Source organism: Terrabacter sp. 01T434, assembly GCF_056398545.1.
Genome location: NZ_JBFTPP010000001.1, coordinates 599,184 through 622,029, shown reverse-complemented (window position 1 = coordinate 622,029; position 22,846 = coordinate 599,184). Strand labels below are relative to the sequence as shown.

15 protein-coding genes and 1 tRNA gene are annotated in these 22,846 nt (G+C 70.9%); 9 read left to right on the top strand and 7 right to left on the bottom strand.

What is annotated here, in order from left to right:
- Positions 1-36: 36 nt before the first annotated feature.
- Positions 37-1,455, bottom strand: a complete 1,419-nt coding sequence (gene lysA / locus AC1DIW_RS02960) for a diaminopimelate decarboxylase (protein WP_478106401.1) — start codon at positions 1,453-1,455, stop codon at positions 37-39.
- Positions 1,456-1,457: 2 nt separating this feature from the next.
- The gene (locus tag AC1DIW_RS02955; RefSeq protein WP_478106400.1) at positions 1,458-2,252 is read right to left on the bottom strand and encodes a DALR anticodon-binding domain-containing protein; all 795 of its coding nucleotides are present in this window, start codon (positions 2,250-2,252) and stop codon (positions 1,458-1,460) included.
- A 160-nt stretch (positions 2,253-2,412) separates the two neighbouring features.
- Here AC1DIW_RS02955 and AC1DIW_RS02950 point away from each other — a divergent pair.
- Positions 2,413-2,484, top strand: a tRNA-Arg gene (locus tag AC1DIW_RS02950).
- 97 nt (positions 2,485-2,581) lie between these two features.
- The gene (locus tag AC1DIW_RS02945; protein ID WP_478106399.1) at positions 2,582-3,199 is read left to right on the top strand and encodes an ASCH domain-containing protein; all 618 of its coding nucleotides are present in this window, start codon (positions 2,582-2,584) and stop codon (positions 3,197-3,199) included.
- Positions 3,200-3,262: 63 nt separating this feature from the next.
- Here the strand turns inward: AC1DIW_RS02945 and AC1DIW_RS02940 are convergent, their stop codons facing one another.
- Both AC1DIW_RS02940 and AC1DIW_RS02935 read right to left on the bottom strand, forming a co-directional pair.
- Positions 3,263-4,300, bottom strand: coding sequence for a hemolysin family protein (locus AC1DIW_RS02940; protein WP_478106398.1), 1,038 nt, complete (start codon positions 4,298-4,300; stop codon positions 3,263-3,265).
- Positions 4,297-5,712 (bottom strand): hemolysin family protein, encoded by a 1,416-nt coding sequence (locus AC1DIW_RS02935; protein ID WP_442280140.1) that lies wholly within the window; start codon positions 5,710-5,712, stop codon positions 4,297-4,299. Before AC1DIW_RS02935 ends, AC1DIW_RS02940 begins: the two co-directional genes overlap by 4 nt.
- A gap of 199 nt (positions 5,713-5,911) precedes the next feature.
- Here AC1DIW_RS02935 and AC1DIW_RS02930 point away from each other — a divergent pair, with 199 nt between their 5' ends.
- The 6 genes from AC1DIW_RS02930 (at position 5,912) to AC1DIW_RS02905 (ending at position 14,847) form a co-directional block, all read left to right on the top strand.
- Positions 5,912-6,958 carry an ABC transporter ATP-binding protein gene (locus AC1DIW_RS02930; protein ID WP_442280139.1) on the top strand — a complete coding sequence of 349 codons (1,047 nt, stop codon included), beginning with the start codon at positions 5,912-5,914 and terminating at the stop codon, positions 6,956-6,958.
- The gene (locus AC1DIW_RS02925; RefSeq protein WP_478106397.1) at positions 6,955-7,758 is read left to right on the top strand and encodes an ABC transporter permease; all 804 of its coding nucleotides are present in this window, start codon (positions 6,955-6,957) and stop codon (positions 7,756-7,758) included. The genes AC1DIW_RS02930 and AC1DIW_RS02925 overlap by 4 nt, the downstream gene beginning before the upstream one ends.
- 145 nt (positions 7,759-7,903) lie before the next feature.
- Entirely contained in the window at positions 7,904-11,806 is a 3,903-nt protein-coding gene (locus tag AC1DIW_RS02920) for a multifunctional oxoglutarate decarboxylase/oxoglutarate dehydrogenase thiamine pyrophosphate-binding subunit/dihydrolipoyllysine-residue succinyltransferase subunit (RefSeq protein WP_478106396.1), read from the top strand.
- Positions 11,807-11,967: 161 nt separating this feature from the next.
- Positions 11,968-12,144 carry a DUF6104 family protein gene (locus AC1DIW_RS02915; RefSeq protein WP_442280136.1) on the top strand — a complete coding sequence of 59 codons (177 nt, stop codon included), beginning with the start codon at positions 11,968-11,970 and terminating at the stop codon, positions 12,142-12,144.
- 4 nt (positions 12,145-12,148) lie between these two features.
- Positions 12,149-12,997 (top strand): GDSL-type esterase/lipase family protein, encoded by an 849-nt coding sequence (locus tag AC1DIW_RS02910; protein ID WP_442280135.1) that lies wholly within the window; start codon positions 12,149-12,151, stop codon positions 12,995-12,997.
- Positions 12,998-13,152: 155 nt separating this feature from the next.
- Entirely contained in the window at positions 13,153-14,847 is a 1,695-nt protein-coding gene (locus tag AC1DIW_RS02905; RefSeq protein ID WP_478106395.1) for a SulP family inorganic anion transporter, read from the top strand.
- A 26-nt stretch (positions 14,848-14,873) separates the two neighbouring features.
- On the opposite strand, the gene AC1DIW_RS02900 is transcribed toward AC1DIW_RS02905, so the two are convergent.
- Positions 14,874-15,338, bottom strand: coding sequence for a hypothetical protein (locus tag AC1DIW_RS02900; protein WP_478106394.1), 465 nt, complete (start codon positions 15,336-15,338; stop codon positions 14,874-14,876).
- A gap of 346 nt (positions 15,339-15,684) precedes the next feature.
- Here AC1DIW_RS02900 and AC1DIW_RS02895 point away from each other — a divergent pair, with 346 nt between their 5' ends.
- Entirely contained in the window at positions 15,685-15,933 is a 249-nt protein-coding gene (locus tag AC1DIW_RS02895; protein ID WP_442280132.1) for a WhiB family transcriptional regulator, read from the top strand.
- 131 nt (positions 15,934-16,064) lie between these two features.
- Here AC1DIW_RS02895 and AC1DIW_RS02890 read toward each other — a convergent pair whose 3' ends face one another.
- Positions 16,065-17,552 carry a sensor histidine kinase gene (locus tag AC1DIW_RS02890; protein ID WP_442280131.1) on the bottom strand — a complete coding sequence of 496 codons (1,488 nt, stop codon included), beginning with the start codon at positions 17,550-17,552 and terminating at the stop codon, positions 16,065-16,067.
- 67 nt (positions 17,553-17,619) lie between these two features.
- Complete coding sequence (locus AC1DIW_RS02885) at positions 17,620-22,722, bottom strand: NAD-glutamate dehydrogenase (protein WP_478106393.1); 5,103 nt, start codon at positions 22,720-22,722, stop codon at positions 17,620-17,622.
- Positions 22,723-22,846: the final 124 nt, after the last annotated feature.

Below are 22,846 nucleotides of genomic sequence, written 5' to 3'. Positions count from 1 at the left end.
GATCCGGACATCGGCGGCGCAGGATCTGCAGGCCCATCAGACGTCGAGGGCGAGCAGGTCGTCGATGGTCTCGCGCCGGACGATGACGCGGGCCACCCCGTCCCGGACGGCGACCACCGGTGGCCGCGGCGTGTGGTTGTACTGGCTCGAGAGGGACCGGCAGTAGGCGCCCGTGCCCGGGACGGCGACGAGGTCGCCGGCGCCGACGTCGCCGGGGAGGAACTCGTCCTTGACGACGATGTCGCCGCTCTCGCAGTGCTTGCCCACGACGCGGGCGAGCACCGGGTCCGCGGTGGACGCCCGGCTCGCGAGCGTGCACGAGTAGTTGGCGTCGTACAGGGCCGTGCGGACGTTGTCGCTCATGCCGCCGTCGACCGAGACGTAGAGGCGCTGGGCGCCGCCGTCGAGCTCGACCGGCTTGACGGTGCCCACCTCGTAGAGGGTGAACGTGCTGGGGCCCGCGATGGCCCGGCCGGGCTCGATCGAGATGCGGGGCACGGCCACGGCGTCGGCGCGGCACTCGCGCTCGATGATCTCGGCCATGCCGGCGGCGAGGTTCTTCGGCGGCATCGGGTCGTGCTCGGTGGTGTAGGCGATGCCGAAGCCGCCTCCGAGGTCGAGCTCGGGGAGCTCGACGCCCAGCTCGCGTGCGATCTGCGTGTGGAGGCCGATGATGCGCCGGGCAGACACCTCGAAGCCGGCGGTGTCGAAGATCTGCGACCCGATGTGGCTGTGCAGTCCGAGCAAGCGCAGCGTCTCGGGCTTGGCGAGGATCCGGCGCGCGGCCTCGAAGGCGTGCCCGCCGGACAACGACAGCCCGAACTTCTGGTCCTCGTGCGCCGTCGCGATGAACTCGTGCGTGTGGGCCTCGACCCCCACGGTGACACGGACGAGGACGGGCGCGACGACACCGAGCTCGGCGGCGACCGTGGCGACGCGCTCGATCTCGTCGAAGGAGTCGACGACGATGCGGCTGACGCCGTAGTCGAGGGCATCGCGGATCTCGGCGACGCTCTTGTTGTTGCCGTGCAGGCCGATCCGGTCGCCGGGGACGCCGGCGCGCTTGGCCACGGCGAGCTCGCCGCCGGTGCACACGTCGAGGTGCAGGCCCTCGTCATGGACCCACCGTGCGACCTCGGTGCACAGGAAGGCCTTCCCCGCATAGAAGACGTCGGCGCCACCCGACAGGCCCTCGAACACCTCGGCATACGTCTGCTTGAACTCCCTTGCGCGCGAACGGAAGTCGTCCTCGTCGATGACGTATGCCGGCGTGCCGAAGTCACGTGCCAGCTCGGTGACGCTCACCCCACCGACCGTGAGGACGCCGTCGCTCCCCCGTCCTACGGACGACGCCCAGAGTGCCGGTACGAGAGTGTTGACGTCGGCCGGGGTCTGGAGCCACGCGGGGCCGCGATAGCCCTCCGCGTGCAGCGCTCCTGCTTCGTGTGCGCGCATGGCTACATCCTCTCCGGGGCCGCCGCGCCGAGACGCGTCAGTCCATTGCGCAAGACGATCCGGACGGCGTCGGCGAGCAGGAGCCGAGCGCCGTGGATCGGCGCGGGGTGGGCCCCCACGGCGAGCGGTCGTACCGGGTGGTCCCAGGCGTCGGCGAGCGCAGCGAGGTCGGTCACGGCGCGACGTTGCTGGACCTCGTCGCCGGCATGCCTCTCGAGGCGTTGAGGGAGGTCTGCGAGGGCGACGAGGAGCTGGCGCTCGCCGACGTGGGTCAGCTCGGCGAGGCGCGCCGACGGGCGGCGATCCACCCCTGCGGCCTCGGCGTTGCGGATGATCCGGCACAGGCGGGCGTGCGAGAGCTGGGCCCCGCGGACGGGGTCGTCCGCGGGGCGGCTCCCGGGGGCCTCGACGATCTCGTCGTGCTGCGCACCGGCGCCGAGGGCGTAGTGGTCCTGGTCCTCGATGACACGAGCGACGATCTCGGAGCGGGCCGAGTCCTCGAGGGTGAGGGCGATGAGGCCGCTCGGCGCGACCTCGACGGCCGCCACCGGCTTCTGGAGCGTCAGCCCCTGGGCCAGGACGCGAGCGAGGTCCCGGGGGCCGAGGTCCAACCGGGGAGCCCAGCGCTGCGCCACGGGCGTCACCCAGTCGGCGACGACGCCGGCGGCACGGGTCTCGGCGGGCCGGAAGACCAGCCCCGCTGGAGGGCCCGCCTCCGCCTCGTCGGGCAGGTCGCCGGTGCGGGCCGCCTGCGCGGCCACCTCCTCGAGAAGGGCGCACAGCTGGTCCGGCGTCATGCGGTGAGTCTACGAGGCGGACGAGCCCGCCTCGCCAGGCTCCCGGACGCGCCTCGACCGTTCAGGCGGCCGTCGCCGCAGCTGCTCCCTGACCGCGGGGGGCATGCAGCGTTCCCGGCCGGGCCCTGCTAATCTCACCGAGCGCACGAAAGTGCGAGCCGCCCCCGTAGCTCAGGGGATAGAGCACCGCCCTCCGGAGGCGGGAGCGCAGGTTCGAATCCTGCCGGGGGCACTGTGACGCCGAGGGGCGGTCCGCCAGCGTGAGAGCGCCGGCCGACCGCCCCTCGGCGTCTCCCCCGGCCACCATCCGCGCGTGCCACGATGAGGTCGTGCTGATCTCCAAGCCCGTCGCCGAGGCCATCCGAGCCGGCAGGGTCACGCAGGCCTTTCGACGCTGGGACGCCCCGCGGGTCAAGGTCGGCGGCCTGCAGCTGACCCCTGCCGGCCTCGTCCGGTTCGACGGCGTCAGTCGGGTCCGCGACCCCGACCGCCTCACAGAGGGCGACGCGAGGAGGGCCGGCCTCAAGGACCTCGCCACGCTCCAGAAGTTCCTGACGCCGAGGGAGCGCCAGCCCTCGGCCCGCGGCGGCCGGGGCGGCGACACGGTCTATCGCATCAGGCTCAGCTGGGCTGGTGAGGACCCGCGGATCGCCTTGCGCGAGAGCCTCCCCGACGACGAGAGCATGCGCGACATCGCGACCCGGCTCGGTCGGCTGGACGCCCGAGCAACAGGTCCGTGGACGCGCGAGATCCTCGAGTGGATCCGCGAGAACCCTCGGGTCGTGTCCAAGGAGCTCGCGGCCCTGCGCGGCGTCGAGCTGCTCCCGATGAAGGTCGACATCCGCAAGCTCAAGGCCTTGGGCCTGACCATCAGCCACGACGTCGGCTACGAGCTCTCACCGCGCGGCACGGCATACCTCGACTGGCTCGGGCGCGCCGACGACTGACGGGCGGGGCTACCCCGCGGGGGACGCCGTTCAGCGCAGGGTCAGCGTCAGGTCAGCGTCGGGTCAGCGCTGAGTCGTGTCGGTGACCTCGCCGACGAGCTCCTCGAGGACGTCCTCGAGGAAGACGACGCCCGTCACGACCCCATCTCCGTCGATGACGCGCGCGAGGTGGGCGCCCGTCAGCTGCATGGTCGCGAGCACGTCCTCGACGTCGTCGTCCTCGCGCACGGTGGCGAGCCGGCGCACGCGCTTGGGCGGGATGGGCTGCTCGTGCCGCTCGTCGTCGGCGTAGAGGATGTCCTTGAGGTGGAGGTAGCCGGCGATCTCACCAGCGGCGTCGCGGACCGGGTACCGCGAGAACCCCTGCTTCGCGACGAGGCGCTCGATGTCGGCCGGAGTCGCCCCGAGCTCGACCGTCGTCAGGGAGCGCACGTCGACCGCGACCTCGCGAGCCCGCTTGTCGGAGAACTCGAGCGTCTTGGCGACCAGGCCGTGGCGCTCCTCCTCGATGAGCCCCTCCCGTCTCGACTCGCCGACGATGTGGGCCACCTCCTCGACCGTGAACGCCGAGGTGATCTCGTCCTTCGGCTCGACCCGGAAGAGACGCACGAGGGCCTTCGCGACCCCTTCCATCGCCCGGATGATCGGGCGCAGGGCGCTCGCGATGAAGAAGAGCGGCGGCACGAGGACGAGGGCCGCGCGATCGGGTCCGGCGATGGCGAGGTTCTTGGGGATCATCTCGCCGACGACGACGTGCAGGTAGGACACGACGAGCAGCGCCAGCGCGAGGGCCACACCGCTCGCCCACGCGTCGGACAGCCCCCACTGGGCGAAGATCGGCTCGAAGAGGTGGTGCAGGGCGGCCTCGGCGAGCGCGCCGAGCCCGACCGAGCACACCGTGATGCCGAGCTGCGCGGTCGCGAGCATCGACCCGAGGCGCTCGAGCGCGAGCAGGCACGACTGGGCGCGCTTGCTCCCGGCGTCGGCGAGCGGCTCGAGCGTCGAGCGCCGCACCGCCATGGCCGCGAACTCCGCGCCGACGAAGAAGGCGTTGCCCAGGAGGAGGAGCACCGAGACGAGGTAGACCCAGGGACCGCTCACGACGGGTCCCCCGATCCCCCGGCGGACGGCATACGCCCGGTGGGTCCGGCGGCTCCGTTCTGGGCGGGGCCGCTGTCGCTGACGCGGTGGTGCCCGCTGCCGTCCTGCGGCGCGGACTCGGGGTCCGGGACGAAACGGAGGCGGTCGACCCGGCGACCCTCCATGCCGACGACGTTGATGCGCCAGCCGGGCACCCGCACGACGTCGCCGACGACGGGTACGCGACCCAGGCTCGTCATGACGAAGCCGCCCATGGTCTCGTAGGTCGACCCGTCGGGCACGTCGGCGTCGAAGGCGTCGCGCACCTCGTCGGGGCGCCAGAGCCCGGGCACCGTCCACGAGCCGTCGATGAGCTCACGGCCCCCCTGGCGGCTGCGGTCGTGCTCGTCGGAGACCTCGCCGACGATCTCCTCGACGACGTCCTCGAGCGTGACGATGCCCGACGTGCCGCCGTACTCGTCGACGACGACGGCCATCTGGAAGCCCCCCTCGCGCAGCTCGCGCAGCAGCGGGTCGAGGCGGATCGTCTCGGGCACGACGAGGCGGTCGGACATCAGCGCCGACACCGGCACGTCCTTGCGCCGCTCGTGCGGGACGGCCATGGCCTTCTTGACGTGGACGACCCCGTCGACGTCGTCCCAGTCCTCGCCGAGGACCGGGAAGCGCGAGTGGCCGGTGCGCCGTGAGAGCCGCAGCACGTCGTCAGCGGACTCGTCGCGGTGGATGCCGGTGCAGCGCACGCGCGGCGTCATGACGTCGTCCGCCGTGCGCTCGCCGAAGCCGAGCGAGCGGGTCAGCATGCGTGCGGTCGTGATGTCGAGGGTGCCCGCCTCGGCCGAGCGCTGGACGAGGCTCGCGAGCTCCTGGGGCGTGCGCGCCCCCGACAGCTCCTCCTGCGGCTCGATGCCCAGCCCACGCAGGAAGGCGTTGGCCGAGCCGTTGAGCACGATGATGAGCGGCTTGGCGACCACGGCGAAGACGCGGACGGGCAACGCCACGACCTTCGCCGTCGGGAGCGGCGCGGAGATGCCGAGGAACTGCGGCAGCAGCTCACCGAAGATCATCGAGAAGATCGTCGCGAGCAGCAGGGCCAGGGAGCTCGACACCGCCTCGGCCGCACCGGCGGAGAGCCCCAGCCCGGCCAGCGGACCCGAGAGGAGCGCCCCGATGGACGGCTGCGCGAGGTAGCCGACGACGAGGGTCGTGATCGTGATGCCGACCTGCGCCGCCGAGAGCTGCGTCGAGAGCTGCTTGAGCGACTGGAGCACGACCCGGGCGCGGGAGTCACCCTCGTCGATGGCTCTCTGGACCGTGGGTCGGTCGAGCGCCACGAGGGAGAACTCGGCGGCGACGAAGAGCGCGGTGCCCGCGGTGAGCAGCACGGCGCCGAGGACGAGGAGCCACTCGGTCACCGGAGAACCGCCCGTCCATCCGGGAGCCGGTCGCGAAGGAAGGTCATGGTGCGCCCACTATATGGAGCGCGGCAGGGGGCAGGCGGACCGGATCGTCCGGCTCCGCCTCCGCGGGGACGAGGTATGCCGTGTGGTTGAGTTGGGCCCATCACGGCGGGGGCCCGCGGCGCTCGCGCAGGCCGACGGAGGGAGCAGGCTGGTGCACGGACGACCGGAGTTCACCGGGCGCATCGCGGTGCGCGGTCTGACCAAGCGGTTCGGTTCCTTCACCGCCGTCGACCACCTCGACTTCGAGGTGGAGCCGGGTCGGATCACCGGGTTCCTCGGACCGAACGGCAGCGGCAAGACGACGACCCTGCGCATGCTGCTCGGTCTCGTGCGTGCCACGGACGGCACGGCGACCATCGACGGCCACCGCTACGCCGAGATCCCCAACCCGCTCACCGTCGTGGGGTCGGCACTCGAGGCGACGAACTTCCACCCGGGACGCACCGGACGCAACCACCTGCGCGTCCAGGCCGCGGTGGCCGGGGTGCCGGACTCGCGTGTCGACGAGCTGCTCGAGCTCGTCGGCATCCCCGCCGCCGCTCGCCAGCGGGCCGGCGGCTACTCGATGGGCATGCGACAGCGGCTGGGCCTCGCCGGCGCCCTCCTCGGCGATCCTCGCGTCATCATCCTCGACGAGCCGGCCAACGGCCTCGACCCGGAGGGCATCCGCTGGCTGCGCGGCTTCCTGCGCCACCTCGCCGACGAGGGCCGGACGCTGCTCATCTCCAGCCACATGCTGTCCGAGGTCGAGCAGACGGTCGACGACGTCGTCATCATCGCCAACGGTCGGCGGGTCGCCCAGGGCACCGTCGAAGAGCTGCGCGGCGAGCCCACGGCCTACGTCCGCACGTCGGACCCGGACCGGCTCTCCCAGGCCTTGCGCGACCGCGGCCTCACCGTGACGCCGAGCGGGCAGGGCCTGCGGGTCACGACCGAGGACCTCGCGGTCGTCGGCGACGTTGCCCATGCCAGCGACGTCGCGATCCACGAGCTGCGCACGGAGCAGACACACCTCGAGGAGCTCTTCTTCAACCTCACCGAGAGCGAGGAGCACCGCAACCGCAACCTCGATGCTCGCCCGTCGGGCCGCGTCCCGGCCGACCTGCCGCCTCCGAGCGGACCGCCGATCGACCCCGCCCTGCTCGCCGAGCCCACCCCGCCCGCGGGCGACCCCGAGCGCGAAGGAGACCTCCGATGACCGCGGCGGTGCGAGCCGAGCTCCGCAAGCTCTTCACCACGCGTCTCTGGTGGGGCATGGCGATCGCCGTGCTCCTCAGCGGTGCGGCGTTCGCCGTCCTCTTCGCGTTCGTCTTCACGAGCGACGTCGTGCAGGGGCCGCAGGCCGCGGCCGCGCCGCGCACCGACGCGGCCATAGCCAAGGCGGTCTTCACCGGCGGCCTGCAGGTCGGCTACCTGCTGACGCTGTCCATCGGCGTGCTCACGATCGGCTCGGAGTACCGCCACCAGACGATCACCGCGACCTTCCTCGCGATCCCGCGGCGCGGTCGCGTCATGGCCGCCAAGGTCATCTCGCTTCTCGCGATCGGGGTGCTCTACGGCCTGCTCTCCCTCGCCGGCGCCGTCGGCGCGGGCACGTTGGTGCTGACCTCCAAGGGCATCGCCCCGTTCGCCGACACCTCGATCTGGCGCACGCTCGCCCTCTCCCTGCTCGTCCTCGGCCTCTGGGCGCTCATCGGCCTCGGGGCCGGCATCCTCATCCCCAACCAGGTCGCGGCACTGCTCATCTCGGTCGCGGTGGCGTGGATCGTCGAGCCGGTGCTCGGCCTCGTCCTCGCCCTGACCGACTGGGGCAAGAGCATCTCGCCCTACCTGCCGAGCCGCGCCACCAGCGCCATGCTCGAGTCCTCGAGCGGGGGCTTCAACGGGCAGCCGGTCGACCAGCTGTCCTGGTGGGCCGGCGCCCTCGTGCTCATGGCGTATGCCGCCGTGATGGCCGGTCTCGGGACGTGGCGGACGCTGCGCTCCGACATCACCTGACCGGGCCCGGGCGACGTGACGAAAGCCTCGTCGAACCGCGGGCTCGACAACCGTGCCGCCGTCCGGTATCGCGACACTCGGGGCTAGGCTTGACCCCTGTATAGGCAACGACGCACCCGAGCCAAACGAAAGAGGCGCATTCGCCGTGTCCGATCAGTCCACGTCCGGTGACCCGATTGCAGCATTCGGGCCGAACGAATGGCTCGTCGACGAGCTCTACCAGCAGTTCCTGACGGACAAGACATCGGTCGACAAGGCCTGGTGGGGGTTCTTCGAGGACTACCGGCCGGGTGAGGCCGACACGAGCGCGGCCCCGAGCCGCACGGCGACCGCGACGGCGACGCGGACGCAGACCGCGAGCGCTCCCGCCGGCACCGGGTCGGCGAACGGCTCGACCAACGGTTCGGCTGCGGCCACCCGCGCCAGCACCACGAAGGCACCCGAGGCCAAGGCGGCACCCAAGGCCACCCCCGCGGCCAAGGCGGCCCCCACGGCCAAGGCGGCCCCCACGGCCAAGGCCACCCCCGCGGCCAAGCCAGCCGAGGCGAAGGCCGAACCCAAGGGCGAGCCCACGGCCGAGACGCCGAAGCCGCGCGACATCCCCGCCGTCAAGGGCACGGGCCCGGTCAGCGAGGACATCGTGACTCCCCTGCGCGGCGCGCCCTCACGCGTCGTCGCCAACATGGAGGTCTCGCTCACCGTTCCGACCGCGACGAGCGTGCGCGCCGTCCCGGCCAAGCTGCTCATCGACAACCGCGTCGTCGTCAACAACCACCTGGCCCGCTCGCGTGGCGGCAAGGTCAGCTTCACGCACCTCATCGGCTACGCCATGGTCAAGGCCCTGGCCCTCATGCCGGAGATGAACAACGGCTTCACCGAGAAGGACGGCAAGCCCGCTCTCGTCCGGCCAGCCCACGTCAACTTCGGCCTCGCCATCGACCTGCAGAAGGACGATGGCAGCCGCACCCTCGTCGTCCCCTCGATCAAGTCGGCCGAGGAGATGGACTTCGTCCACTTCTGGACCGCCTACGAGGACATCGTGCGCAAGGCCCGCGCCAACAAGCTCACGGTCGAGGACTTCCAGGGCACGACGATCTCGCTGACCAACCCCGGCGGCATCGGCACCGTCCACTCGGTCCCCCGCCTCATGAAGGGCCAGGGAGCCATCATCGGCGTCGGCGCCCTCGACTACCCCGCCGAGTGGCAGGGCGCGAGCAACGAGACGCTCAACAAGAACGCCGTGAGCAAGATCCTCACGCTCACCTCGACCTACGACCACCGGATCATCCAGGGTGCCCAGAGCGGCGACTTCCTGCGGATCATCCACCAGCTCCTCCTCGGCGACAACCGCTTCTACGACGAGATCTTCGAGTCGCTGCGCATCCCGTACGAGCCGGTCCGCTGGATCCAGGACATCGACTCCTCGCACGACGACGACATCAACAAGGTGGCGCGCGTCCAGGAGCTCATCCACGCCTACCGCGTCCGCGGCCACCTCATGGCCGACACGGACCCGCTGGAGTACAAGCAGCGCCGTCACCACGACCTCGATGTCACCACGCACGGCCTGACGCTGTGGGACCTCGACCGCACCTTCGCCACCGGCGGCTTCGGCGGCTACCCGTTCCTCAAGCTCCGCAAGATCCTCGGCATCCTGCGCGACTCGTACTGCCGCACCGTCGGCATCGAGTACATGCACATCCAGGACCCCGACCAGCGCAAGTGGATCCAGAACAAGGTCGAGCGGCCCTATGAGAAGGCCAACCGCGACGAGCAGATGCGGATCATGCGCCGCCTCAACGCCGCCGAGGCCTTCGAGACGTTCCTGCAGACGAAGTTCGTCGGGCAGAAGCGCTTCTCGCTCGAGGGCGGCGAGTCCGTCATCGCGCTCCTCGACCGCATCCTGTGCCGCGCCGCGAGCGAGAACCTCGACGAGGTCTGCATCGGCATGCCGCACCGTGGTCGCCTCAACGTCCTGGCCAACATCGCCGGCAAGTCCTACGGCCAGATCTTCCGTGAGTTCGAGGGCACCCAGGACCCCAAGTCGGTGCAGGGCTCCGGTGACGTGAAGTACCACCTCGGCACCGAGGGCGAGTTCGTCTCCGAGGACGGCAGCAAGACGAAGGTCTACCTCGCCGCCAACCCCTCGCACCTCGAGGCCGTCAACCCCGTGCTCGAGGGCATCGTCCGCGCCAAGCAGGACCGACTCAACCTCGGCGGCGAGTCGTTCACCGTGCTCCCCGTGCTCATGCACGGCGACGCGGCCTTCGCGGGTCAGGGCGTCGTGGCCGAGACGCTCAACCTCTCCCAGCTGCGCGGCTACCGCACGGGCGGCACCATCCACGTCGTCATCAACAACCAGGTCGGCTTCACGACGTCCCCGAGCAGCTCGCGCTCCTCGGTGTACTCGACCGACGTCGCGCGGATGATCCAGGCGCCGATCTTCCACGTCAACGGCGACGACCCCGAGGCCTGCGTGCGCGTGGCCGAGCTGGCCTACGAGTTCCGCCAGGAGTTCAACAAGGACGTCGTCATCGACATGGTGTGCTACCGCCGCCGCGGTCACAACGAGGGCGACGACCCGTCGATGACGCAGCCGCTGATGTACAACCTCATCGAGGCCAAGCGCTCCGTCCGCAAGCTCTACACCGAGTCGCTCATCGGCCGCGGCGACATCAGCGTCGAGGACGCCGAAGCCGCGCTGCGGGACTACCAGCAGCAGCTGGAGCGGGTCTTCGTCGAGACGCGCGAGGCCAAGAAGGCGCAGGCCGCCGGCGCCTCGGCCCCGGCCGGTGACCGCGACTCCGACGCTCCCGACAACGCCGGTCTCGAGCGCCCGACGGCGCAGGTCCAGGACGACGTCGCGCCGGTCCGTTCGGCCACCGAGACGGGCGTCCCGGCCAGCGAGATCGTCCACATCGGCGAGACGTTCGTGAGCCCGCCCGAGGGCTTCACGATCCACCCGAAGCTCAAGCAGCTCATGGACAAGCGCGCCCAGATGGTCCACGAGGGTGGCATCGACTGGCCGATGGCCGAGCTGCTCGCCTTCGGGACGCTGCTCAAGGAGGGCACCCCGATCCGGCTCGCCGGTCAGGACAGCCGCCGCGGCACGTTCGTCCAGCGCCACGCGGTCCTCATCGACAAGAACAACGCCGAGGAGTGGACGCCGCTGCTCTACCTCGGCGAGGGCCAGGCCCGTTTCTGGGTCTACGACTCGCTCCTGTCGGAGTACGCCGCCATGGGCTTCGAGTACGGCTACTCCGTCGAGCGCCCCGACGCCCTCGTGCTGTGGGAGGCCCAGTTCGGCGACTTCGGCAACGGCGCACAGACGATCGTCGACGAGTTCATCTCCAGCTCCGAGCAGAAGTGGGGCCAGCGCAGCTCGGTCGTGCTGCTCCTGCCGCACGGCTACGAGGGGCAGGGGCCCGACCACAGCTCGGCCCGCATCGAGCGCTACCTGCAGCTGTGCGCCGAGAACAACATGACGGTCGCGTACCCGTCGACCGCGGCGAGCTACTTCCACCTGCTGCGCCGCCAGGCCTACGCCCGTCCGCGCACGCCGCTCGTCGTCTTCACCCCGAAGTCGATGCTGCGCAGCAAGGCGGCGGCCAGCCCGGTCGAGGCCTTCACGCAGGGCGGCTTCCAGCCGGTCCTCGCCGACCACGACGGCGTCACGAAGGACGTCACGCGGGTGCTCTTCGCCAGCGGCAAGATCGTCCACGAGCTCGACGCCGAGCGGGAGAAGCGCGGCGACACCTCGACCGCCGTCATCCGCGTCGAGCAGCTCTACCCGATCCCGGAGAAGGAGATCGTCGACGCGGCCTCGAGCTACCCCGGCGCCGAGCTGGTCTGGGTCCAGGACGAGCCCCGCAACCAGGGCGCGTGGCCGCTCATGGCCCAGTGGCTCCACGAGGACCTCTGCGACCTCGGCGAGACCCGGCCGTGGCGCGTCGTGGCCCGCAAGGCGGCGGCATCGCCCGCCACCGGCTCCTCGAAGAAGCACGCCGTCGAGCAGGCCGAGCTGATGGAGCGCGCCTTCGGCCGCTGAGCCGGCGCCGGTGCAGCGAGGGACCCCGCCACGTCGGCGGGGTCCCTCGCTGCATCCCCAGCTGAGGGCATACGCCCGCGACGGTCTCCCCCGACCAGATCGGACCGACGTCCTCGGCCCGCCTGCGCAAGCCCCGCCCCTGCACGCGATAGCCTCCCAAGGTGTACTTCACCGACAGGGGCATCGAGGAGCTGGCGACCCGGCGCGGCGAGGAGCAGGTCACCATCGAGTGGCTTGCCGAGCAGCTGCGCACGTTCGTCGACCTCAACCCCGAGTTCGAGGTGCCGGTCGAGCGACTCGCGACGTGGCTCGCCCGACTGGACGACGACGAGGACTGAGCACGTGAGCGACCGCAGCGACCGAGGCGACACCGCCGACACGGACACCGACGCGCCGAGGGAGCCCTACGGCGTGGGGCCGGCCTACCCGTCGTCCCACACCCGGTTCACCACCGACAACCCGGCGCGGTATGCCGGTGCACCCGCTCCCGAGCCGGCGGCGCCGGGTGCGCCTGCCACTGCCTCGCACGGACCGACGTCCGCGGCCGCGGCGGACGACCCCTACTACACGCCCAGTGCCGAGTTCACGGTCGCCGAGGGCGTCCGCGACGTCGGCATGGTCTTCATCGGCGGCTCCTTGACGGCCGGCTACGGCGACCCCAAGGGCTTGGGCTGGGTCGGTCGTGTGGTCGCCCGCACGCAGCACCCCGACCTCGACCTGACGGCCTACAACCTCGGGGTCCGCGGCGACACGTCCGGCGACGTCGTGGCGCGGTGGGGCGCCGAGTGCCACCCTCGCTGGAAGGGGCGCTCGGAGCGCCGCCTCGTGCTCAGCGTGGGCACCAACGACGTGCTGACGGGCATGACGATGGCCCGCTCGCGGCTCAACCTCGCCAACGTCCTCGACGAGGCGACCAACGCGGGCATCGGCGTCTTCGTCGTCGGGCTGACACCGACCCTCGACGCCGAGATGAACCGCAAGATCGAGGCCTTGGCCGAGGCGCAGGCCGACGTCTGCTCACGCCGGGGCATCACCTATGTCGACTGCTACCGCCCGCTGGCCACCCATGACCAGTGGATGGCCGACCTCGCGGCGAGCCCCGACCGGGCGCACCCGGGACAGGCGGGCTACGGCCTCATCGCCTGGCTCGTGCTCCACAACGGCTGGAACGACTGGCTCTCCCTCAGCTGACGCCGTCCGGCTCGGCCGCCCGCCGCCACCTCGGCTGAGGCGTCCGCGGTCATGAGGACACCTCGCACTTCACCCTCCACGGGTGGCGACTCTCCGTGCTGCCACGATGCCTACTGGTTCTGGGCAGACTGCCGCCGACGATGAAGGCGGTGCCGATGGCGGTGATCCCCGTACCTCCGGCGCTGCGCGCGTACCGGATGACGTGGCTCCGGTCCGACGTCCTGGCCGGCGTGACACTGGCTGCCGTCGCGATCCCGGAGACGATGGGCTACACGTCCATCGCCCGGGTGCCCGTGGTCACCGGTCTCTACACGATCCTGTTCCCCGCCCTGGCCTTCGCCCTGCTGGGCTCCTCGAGGCTCCTGGTGGTCGGAGCCGACTCGGCGACGGCTGCGATCCTCGCCTCGGGCCTGGCCGCGATGGGGATCGCCGGTCTGGTACCTGACACACCGCAGTGGCTGGCCCTGACGTCCCTCACGGCGCTCGTCTGCGGAGCGCTCCTCCTCCTCGCCCGGCTGCTGCGCCTGGGGTTCCTGGGAGACTTCCTGTCCGCGTCGGTGCTCATCGGCTTCCTCACCGGCGTCGGCATCCAGGTGTTCACCGGACAGATCCCGGACATGCTGGGCATCTCGAAGGGCAGCGGGAACTGGTTCGAGCAGCAGTGGTACACGCTGACCCATCTCGGCGGAACGAGCCTGCCGACCCTCGCGTTCGCGATCGGCACCCTGGCGCTGATCCTGGGATTCAGGAGGTTCGCACGGGCGGTGCCGGGCGCCATCGTGGCCGTGGTGCTGTCGATCATCGTGTCGGCGTCGCTGCAGATGTCCACTCACGGGGTGGCGGTCGTCGGGACCGTTCAGGGTGGCTTCCCGCCGATCGGGCTGCCCCAGGGCGTCGGCTGGTCCGACATCCCCGTTCTCGCAGGGGTTGCCTTCTCATGCTTCGTGCTCATCATCGCCCAGAGCGCGGCCACGTCGCGGAGCTTCGCGTCGCGGCACGGCGAGCAAGTCGACGTCAACCAGGACCTCGTCGGGCTGAGCGGCGCGAACGTCGCGGCGGGCCTCACCGGCACCTTCGTCGTCAACGGGAGCCCCACCAAGACCCAGATCCTCGACGGCCAGCACGGCAAGTCGCAGGTCGCCAACATGACGATGGCGGTCGTCGTCCTCGTAGTCCTGCTCTTCCTCACCGGTGCCCTCACCGACATGCCCAAAGCGGTGCTGGGGGCCATCGTCTTCCTCATCGGCGTCGACCTCGTCGACGTAGCCGGTCTCCGCCGCGTCTGGGCCGCCCGACGCAGCGAGTTCTACGTTGCGGTCATCACCGCCGTCACCGTCTTCGCCGTCGGCGTGGAGCAGGGCATCGTCCTCGCCGTCGTGCTGTCTCTCGTCGAGATGGTCCGGCGCCAGTACCGGCCCCACCAGTTCGTGGTCAGTGTCACCCGGGACGGCAAGGAGACGTATGCGCGCGCCGAGCCCGGCATGCAGAGCTCACCCGGCCTCCTCGTGTTCCGCTTCGACGCGGATCTGTTCTACGCCAACGCGAACCAGTTCTCCGAGAACGTGCAGAAGCTCATCTCGAGTGCGCCCGATCCGGTGTGGTGGTTGATCCTGGACTGCTCGTCGATCCCGGACGTCGACTTCTCCGCCGGGGCCGCCCTCAGGGACCTGGTGAAGTTCGTCCAGACCCGCGGCGCGACCTTCGCCCTGGCCGCGGCGGACCCGAACCTGCGCGCGACCTTGTCGACCCTCGGCGTGCTGGACGAGCTCCCGGCGAATGTCGTCTTCGACTCCGTGGAGGATGCCGTGGACGCCTTCCGCTCGGCCAGGGGCGCGGAGGCGGCCGGGTGACCGCCTCGGGGGCAGCCGTCCCCGGATCAGGCGGGAGCCCCTCCCCCGTGACGACCGTCTCCGTCCCCACTGCCGTCCCCACTGCTGTCCCCACTGCCGTCCCCGTGGCCACGGCGGCCGGGAGCTGACACGGCAGCGGCGATGCTCGCCACCGCGATGACTCCCACCGCGAGCGCGAGCGGGGTGCGGTCGGACTCGTGCAGCGACCACGCCACGGGCAGCAGGAGCGCGTTCCAGAGCACCGTGGGGGTCCGCGGCCAGTCCGCCGCACGCGCCCAGCCCCGAGCCAGGGCGAGCAGTCCGAGGCCGAAGACGAGGATGAGCACGCCGGAGGTGGCTGCACGGGCCAGGTCGTCTGTGGCGCCCGTCACCATCTCGTAGACGTAGAAGAGGGCGAAGCCCAGGACGGCCACGGCCTCGACCAGCGTGAGCAGCCCTGCCGCACGGTGGGATCCGCGCACGGTGCTTGCCGGGGACGTCGATTCGGTCACGTCCTCAGCCTATCGATCGCGCCGCGAGGGGCGTCTGGGCCGGGGTTCGGCGCCACCCGCGGCCCTGAGGTATGGAACTGGGAGCCGACTGCCGATAGACTCAATCCTTGGTGTGATCCGCGGCCTAGGCGTTGAACACGGACATGGTTGCTGGTCACACTGGATCATGGCCCGCAACGCGTACGGAACATCTTCGTGCGCGTTTCCGTTGGTCAGGGAGTCATCCCCTGTGACCTGACGACACCATGACTTGGCTCCGACAACGACGCTGGCGCCCCGAGCACATGCACCGCGACCGACACCCGGACGTCGGTGCCGAACCGACATACATGAAGGAGCACGCCACATGGATTGGCGCGACCGCGCTGCCTGCCTGGAGGCCGATCCGGAGCTGTTCTTCCCCATCGGGAACACCGGCCCGGCCATCCTGCAGATCGAGGAGGCGAAGGCTGTGTGCCGGACCTGTTCGGTCATCGACACCTGCCTCAAGTGGGCCCTCGAGACCGGCCAGGATGCCGGCGTGTGGGGCGGCCTCTCCGAGGACGAACGCCGAGCCCTGAAGCGCCGCAACGCGCGGGCCCGTCGCGCCGGCTGAGCCCCTAACGAGGCCCCAGAGGCCCCGCTCGACCACCGTCCGCGAGCCCGGTGACCGTCACGGTCGCCGGGCTTTTGGGTGCCCGCGTATGCCGTCTGGTTGCCCTTGGGTGGGGGCCGTCCGGCACCGCGTCAGCTGATGGGGCGCAGTCGCGCGGTGAACCGGGCCCGGGTGCCGTGCGGGACGACGGGCTCCCACGTGATGCGGCCCTGGAGGTCGCCGACGAGCGACTGGACGATCTGGGTCCCCAGTCCCGAGCCCGGCCGGCGGGCCGGGTCGATGCCCTTGCCGTCGTCCTCGACCGAGACGACGACCGTCGGCTGACCCCGGTCGTCCGCCGCGCGCTCGATGCCGATCCGGACCTCTCCCCCGGCGGCGCCGAGACCGTGCTCGATGGCGTTCTGGACGAGCTCGCTCATGATCATCGCGAGAGACGTCGCGTCCTCGGCCCGCAGCCTCCCGAACGAGCCCTGCGTGACGGTGTGGACCGGGGCCCCGTTGGCCGAGACCTCGACGACGGCATTGAGCCCACGCTGTGCGATCGTGTCGAAGTCGACGGTCTCGTCGAAGCCCTGGCTCAGCTGGTCGTGGACCATGGCGATCGTCCCGACCCGGCGCTCGGCCTCGGCGAGCGCAGCCTTGGCCTCGCCGTCGGGAAGCCGACGTGACTGCAGGCGCAGCAGGGCAGCCACCGACTGGAGGTTGTTCTTGACGCGGTGGTGGATCTCGCGGATCGTCGCGTCCTTGGTCAGGAGCTCGCGCTCACGACGCCGCAGCTCGCCGACGTCACGCAGCAGCACGATGGCGCCGAACCGCTGGCCGGCCTCCGTGAGGGGGATCGCCCGCATCGAGACGGTGGTCCCGGCTGCGACGACCTCGGTGCGCCAGGGTTGGCGACCGGTCACGACGAGCGGCAGCCCCTCGTCGACCGGGAAGGACTCGCGGAGGTTGTCGGTGACGATCTGCGCCAGGCTCGCCCCCACCACCTCACCGAGGTGCCCGAGGCGGTGGAGGGCCGAGACGGCATTCGGGCTCGCGTACGTCACGATCCCGTCGACATCGAGGCGGATGACGCCGTCACCGACGCGCGGCGCACCACGGCGCAGACCCGTCGGGGCTCCCCCGTGCGGGTACTCCCCCCCCGTCACCATCCGGCAGAGGGCATCGGCCGTGGCGAGGTAGGTCAGCTCCAGACGACTCGGCGTGCGGGTTGTCCACAGGTTGGTGTGACGCGTCATCACCGCGACGACGTGGCCACCGCGAACCACCGGGATGTACTCCTCGCGAACCGCCTGGTCCGGGCCCTGCTCATGGGGCACGACGACCTGACGCACGCGCAGGATGCGCTGCTCGGCGGCGGCCTCGTCGAGCAGGTCGCGCGTGCGCCCGGGATCCGCCACCCGGCCGACCTGGTCGTCGACGAAGACGAGCTGGCCGGTCGTCGGGCGGACGTGGGCGACGGCTTCCCATTGCTCGCTGGTGGACCGGACCCACAGGACGAGGTCGGCGAACGAGAGGTCGGCGACGAGCTGCCAGTCACCGACGAGCAGGTGCAGCCACTCCACGTCGTGGTCGGGCAGGGTCGTGCGCCCGCGGAGGAGCTCGCTCAGGGTTGCCACGCCTCGAGCCTAGTGAGCCACACCGCGGCGTCCGGCCCGCACCCCGGGCCGGACGGCGGGTGGACGTCTAGGCCGACTTCTTGGGCGCCGCCTTCTTCGATGGCGCCTTCTTGGTTGCCACCTTCGTGGTCGCCTTCCGGGGCGCCGCCTTCCGGGTTGCCGACTTCGCGGCCGCAGCCTTCGTCGGCGTCCCGGCCGTGGCCGGCGCCTTCTTCTTCGCGGCGGCCTTCGTCATGGGAGCCTCGTCGCCGGTGGCCGATGCCACCTCGACCGGGGACGCCAGGCCGGAGGCCGCCGGCTTCGTCACGGTACGCAGCGTGCGCAGGGCGACCGAGAGTGCGGCGATGCCGGCGTGGCTCATCCGCTCGATCCCCCCGAGCGCCCCCTTCGCCCGACCGAGCGCGTCGGCGTTGAGGTCGGACCACTCGGCGAGCCGGGTCGCGGCGTCGTGGCGTGCGTTGCTGACCTCGAGCACCGAGCGCGTCAGGGTCTCGAGCACCGCATAGAGGTCGTCGCGCAGCGCGCCGCGGGCCATGGCGTCCCACCGGTCGTCGCGGGGCAGCATCGTGACCCGCGTCAGCATCGCATCGATCGAGAACGTCTCGGAGGTCAGGAAGTAGACCCCGACGACGTCGTCGAGCTTCTCCCCCGTGTCCTCCGCGATCTCGATGCAGTCGAGCAAGGAGTAGAGGTCGAGCAGGGACGCCGCCCCGAGCGACAGCTCCTCGGGGACACCCTTGCCCTCGAGCTCTCGGGCACGGCGCTGCAGACGGGTCCGCTCGCTGCCCTGGAGCAGCTCACCGATGCGACCGGAGAACGCCTCGATGCCGGGGCGGAAGCGCGCCACCTCTGCCGCGATGTCGAGCGAGGCGGGACGTGAAGTGAGGAACCAGCGCACCGAGCGGTCGATGAGCCGACGGAACTCCAGGTAGAGCGCCGTCTGCGCCGCGGTGCTGACGACGTTGTCGGTGGCCTCCACGCGGCGCACGAAGCCGGCGAGGTCGAACACCTCACGACAGACGACGTACGCGCGGGCGACCTGTTCGGGGGACGCGCCCGTCTCCTCGCCGGCCCGGTATGCGAAGGTGATGCCGCCACGGTTGACCATCGAGTTCGCCACGGCGTTGGTGATGATCTCCCGACGCAGCGGGTGCGCCGCGATCTCGGCGGCGTACTTGGTGCGCAACGGCTTCGGGAAGTACTCGGCCAGTGTCGCCGCGAACCAGGGGTCGTCGGGCAGCGACGTCGTGATGAGCTGGTTCTTGAGGAAGAGCTTCGCGTAGGCGACGAGCACCGAGAACTCCGGCGAGGTCAGCCCGAGTCCTTCCTTCTGACGGCGCGCGATCTCGGCGTCGCTCGGAAGGAACTCGAGCGAGCGGTCGAGGTCACCCTCAGCCTCGAGGAACTGGATGAGCCGCTCGTGGACGCCGAGCATCCCGTGCTGCTGCGCGCGCGCGTTGCCGAGCAGGACGTTCTGCTCGTAGTTGTCGCGCAGCACCTGCTCGGCGACCTCGTCGGTCATCGAGGCGAGGAGGGCGTTGCGGCGCTTCGTCGTCAACTCGCCCGAGCGGGTCAGCTCGGTGAGCAGGATCTTGATGTTGACCTCGTGGTCGGAGGTGTCGACGCCGGCGCTGTTGTCGATGGCGTCGGTGTTGATGCGCACGCCCGCGAGCGCCGCCTCGATCCGGCCGAGCTGGCTCGCCCCGAGGTTGCCGCCCTCGCCGACGACCTTGCAGCGCAGGTCCCTGCCGTTGACGCGGATGGAGTCGTTGGCGCGGTCGCCGATCTCGGAGTTGGTCTCGCCGGCGGCCTTGACGTAGGTGCCGATGCCGCCGTTCCAGAGCAGGTCGACCGGGGCGAGGAGGATCGCCTTCATCAGGTCGGCAGGCGTCATCGACTTCGTGCCGGCGCGCAGGCCGAGGGCCGCGACCATCTGGGGGCTGACGGGGACGGACTTGGCCGACCGCGGGAAGATGCCACCGCCCTGGCTGATGAGCGTCTCGTCGTAGTCGGCCCAGGACGACCCCGGCAGGTCGAACATCCGCCGGCGCTCGGCATACGACGTGGCAGCGTCGGGGGTGGGGTCGACGAAGATGTGGCGGTGGTCGAAGGCCGCGACGAGGCGGATGTGCTCGGACAGGAGCATGCCATTGCCGAAGACGTCGCCGCTCATGTCCCCGACGCCGACGACCGTGAACTCCTGGGTCTGCGTGTCGAGACCGAGCTCGCGGAAGTGGCGCTTGACCGACTCCCAGGCGCCGCGGGCGGTGATGCCCATGCCCTTGTGGTCGTAGCCGGCCGAGCCGCCGGACGCGAAGGCGTCGTCGAGCCAGAAGCCGTAGTCGCTCGACAGGCCGTTGGCGATGTCGGAGAACTTCGCCGTGCCCTTGTCCGCGGCGACGACGAGGTACGTGTCGTCCTCGTCGTGGCGCACGACCCGGTTGGGCGGGACGGCGTGGCCCGACACGAGGTTGTCGGTGAGGTCGAGGAGCCCGGAGATGAAGAGCTTGTAGGACGCGATGCCCTCGTCCATCCAGGCGGCGCGGTCGACGGCCGGGTCGGGCAGCTGCTTGGCGTAGAAGCCGCCCTTGCTGCCCGTCGGCACGATGACGGCGTTCTTGACCATCTGGGCCTTGACGAGCCCGAGGACCTCGGTGCGGAAGTCCTCGCGCCGGTCGGACCAGCGCAGGCCACCGCGGGCGACCTTGCCGAACCGAAGGTGCACGCCCTCGACGCGGGGGCTGTAGACCCAGATCTCGTACATCGGTCGCGGCGCCGGCAGGTCGGGCACCTTCTTGGGGTTGAGCTTGAGCGAGACGTACGCCTTGTCGTGGCCGTTCTCGTCGGGCTGGTAGAAGTTCGTGCGCAGGCTCGCCTGGATGACGCCGAGCAGCCCTCGGACGATGCGGTCGTGGTCCAAACTCGCGACGTCGTCGAGCGCCTCCTTGAGGCCCGTGACGATGTGCTTCTGGCGCGACGCTCGCTTGTCGCGGCCCGCGGCGGTGTCGGGGAACGCGTCGGGGTCGAAGCGCGCCTCGAAGAGCTCGACGAGGCTGCGGGCGATCCCGGTGTTGGCGGCGAGGGCCGACTCGACGTAGTCCTGCGAGAAGGTCGAGCCGGTCTGGCGGAGGTACTTCGCGACGGTGCGCAGGATGACGACCTGGCGCCAGGTGAGCCCGGCCGCGAGCACGAGGGCGTTGAAGCCGTCGGACTCGGCACGGCCGTCCCAGACTGCGCGGAAGGCCTCCTCGAAGCGCTCACGGACGTCGCTCGCGAGGGCAGCGTCACCGGAGCCCCACGTCTGCGCGTCGGCACACAGGCCGAAGTCGAAGATGTGCAGGGTGCGACCGTCGGGACCGGGCACCTCGTAGGGGCGTTCGTCGGTGACCTCGACGCCGAGGTGCGTGAAGAGGGGCAGCACCTGGGTCAGTGACAGGTCGGCGCGTCGGTAGAGCTTGAAGCGCCGCTCGCGCGGGTCGTCGGACGCGGGATCGTCGTAGAGGTGCAGCCCGGTCGTGCGGTCGCCCTCGCCCAGCGCGTCGATGCGGTCGAGGTCGTCGACCGCCGTCGCGATGTCGAAGTCCTCCTTGTACGCCTCGGGCAGGGCCTTCGCGTAGGCCGCCATCGTCCGCGCCGCTCCCTCGAGGCCCCGCGCCTCGCCGAGCGCGTCGGAGAGGTCCTCGTCCCAGGTGCGGGTCGCGTCGATGACGCGCTGCTCGAGGGCCGCCTCGTCCACGTCGGGGATGTCGGCGCCCGTCGGCATACGCACGACGAAGTGCAGGCGGGCGAGCGTGGACTCGCTGACGCGCGTCGTGTTGTCGATGTTCTCGCCGCCGAAGGCCTCGAGCAGGATGGCCTCGATGCGCAGCCGCACGGTCGTGTTGTAGCGGTCGCGCGGGAGGTAGACGAGGCACGAGACGAAACGGCCGAACTCGTCGCGGCGCAGGAAGAGCTTGGTCTTGCGGCGCTCCTGCAGGTGCAGCACGCTCGTCGCGATCTCGGCGAGCTGCGCCGAGCTCGTCTGGAAGAGCTCGTCGCGCGGGTAGGTCTCGAGGATCTGGAGGATGTCCTTGCCCGAGTGGCTGTCGGCGCTGAGGCCGGTCAGGCGGAGCACCTCCTGGGCGCGCACGTCGAGCAGCGGGATGTCGTGGATCGTGTCGTTGTAGGCCGCCGAGGCGTAGAGGCCGAGGAAGCGCTGCTCGCCCACGCACTCACCGCGGGCGTCGAACCGCTTGATCGAGATGTAGTCGAGGTAGACGTCGCGGTGGACCGTCGCGCGCGAGTTGGCCTTGGTGATGATGAGGATGGTGGAGTCGCGAGCGGCCCGGCTGGCAGCCGGCGTGAGCACCAGTCCCTTTCCGGCAGAAGGCCGGTCGTAGCGCAGCAGGCCGAGCCCCGTGCCGGGGACCTGTCGCGAGACGTCCTTGCCGTCCTCGTGCGTGAGGGAGTACTCCCGGTAGCCGAGGAAGGTGAAGTTGTTGTGGGCGAGCCACTCGAGGAAGCGGCCGGCCTCCCGCGCATGGTGCGGGTCGGTGCCGGGCGGTGTCGCCGAACGCAGCTCGCTCGCGATGGTGAGCGCGTGGGCCCGCATCTTGGGCCAGTCCTCGACCGAGTCGCGGACGTTCTCGAGGACGTGGCGCACGTGGGCCTCGACATCGGGCAGCGCGTCGCCCGGCAGCCGGTCGATCTCGAGGTGCATCCAGGACTCGCGGACGAGCCCCACCGAGCTCGACTGGACCGTGGTGGACCCGTCGGTGACGACCGACCGGAGCGCTCCGGTGATGTCGCGGGCCACCGTCATCTGCGGGTGGACGATGAGGTGCACGCCCCGGTCGAAGCCGCCCAGGGCCGCCACGACGGAGTCGACGAGGAAGGGCATGTCGTCGACGACGATCTGCACGACGGAGTGGCTCGTCGACCACCCCTCGTCCTCGGCCGTCGGGTTGAAGACCCGCACGTTGAAGGTGCCGACCGGACGCTGCTGGGCGAAGGCACGATGCTCGGTGGCGATCGTCGCGAGCTCACGCGCCGGGCGAGCCAGCAGGTCCTCGGTCGCGACGAGACGGTAGTAGGCGCGGAGGAACTCCTCCATGTCGCCGGGGCCGTTCCCGCCGGATCGGCCCCGTCCCCGTCGAGGCGGAGGCGCCACGGCCGCGGCTGCGGCCTTCATGACGTCGATTCGAGACTGTTCGAGTGACGCTGACATGCGGTAGTCGGATTCCTCACCGTGCGGCCCGTGCGGCGACACGTCGCTGTGCCCCGCATCTCACGATGTGAGCCTATCCCCGACCGAC

Excerpts from the sequence above, each read along its gene's own strand:
- lysA (WP_478106401.1), bottom strand. The coding sequence starts at position 1,455 with ATGCGCGCACACGAAGCAGGAGCGCTGCACGCGGAGGGCTATCGCGGC.
- AC1DIW_RS02955 (WP_478106400.1), bottom strand. The coding sequence starts at position 2,252 with ATGACGCCGGACCAGCTGTGCGCCCTTCTCGAGGAGGTGGCCGCGCAG.
- AC1DIW_RS02925 (WP_478106397.1), top strand. The coding sequence starts at position 6,955 with ATGACCGCGGCGGTGCGAGCCGAGCTCCGCAAGCTCTTCACCACGCGT.
- AC1DIW_RS02905 (WP_478106395.1), top strand. The coding sequence starts at position 13,153 with ATGGCGGTGATCCCCGTACCTCCGGCGCTGCGCGCGTACCGGATGACG.
- AC1DIW_RS02895 (WP_442280132.1), top strand. The coding sequence starts at position 15,685 with ATGGATTGGCGCGACCGCGCTGCCTGCCTGGAGGCCGATCCGGAGCTG.
- AC1DIW_RS02885 (WP_478106393.1), bottom strand. The coding sequence starts at position 22,722 with ATGAAGGCCGCAGCCGCGGCCGTGGCGCCTCCGCCTCGACGGGGACGG.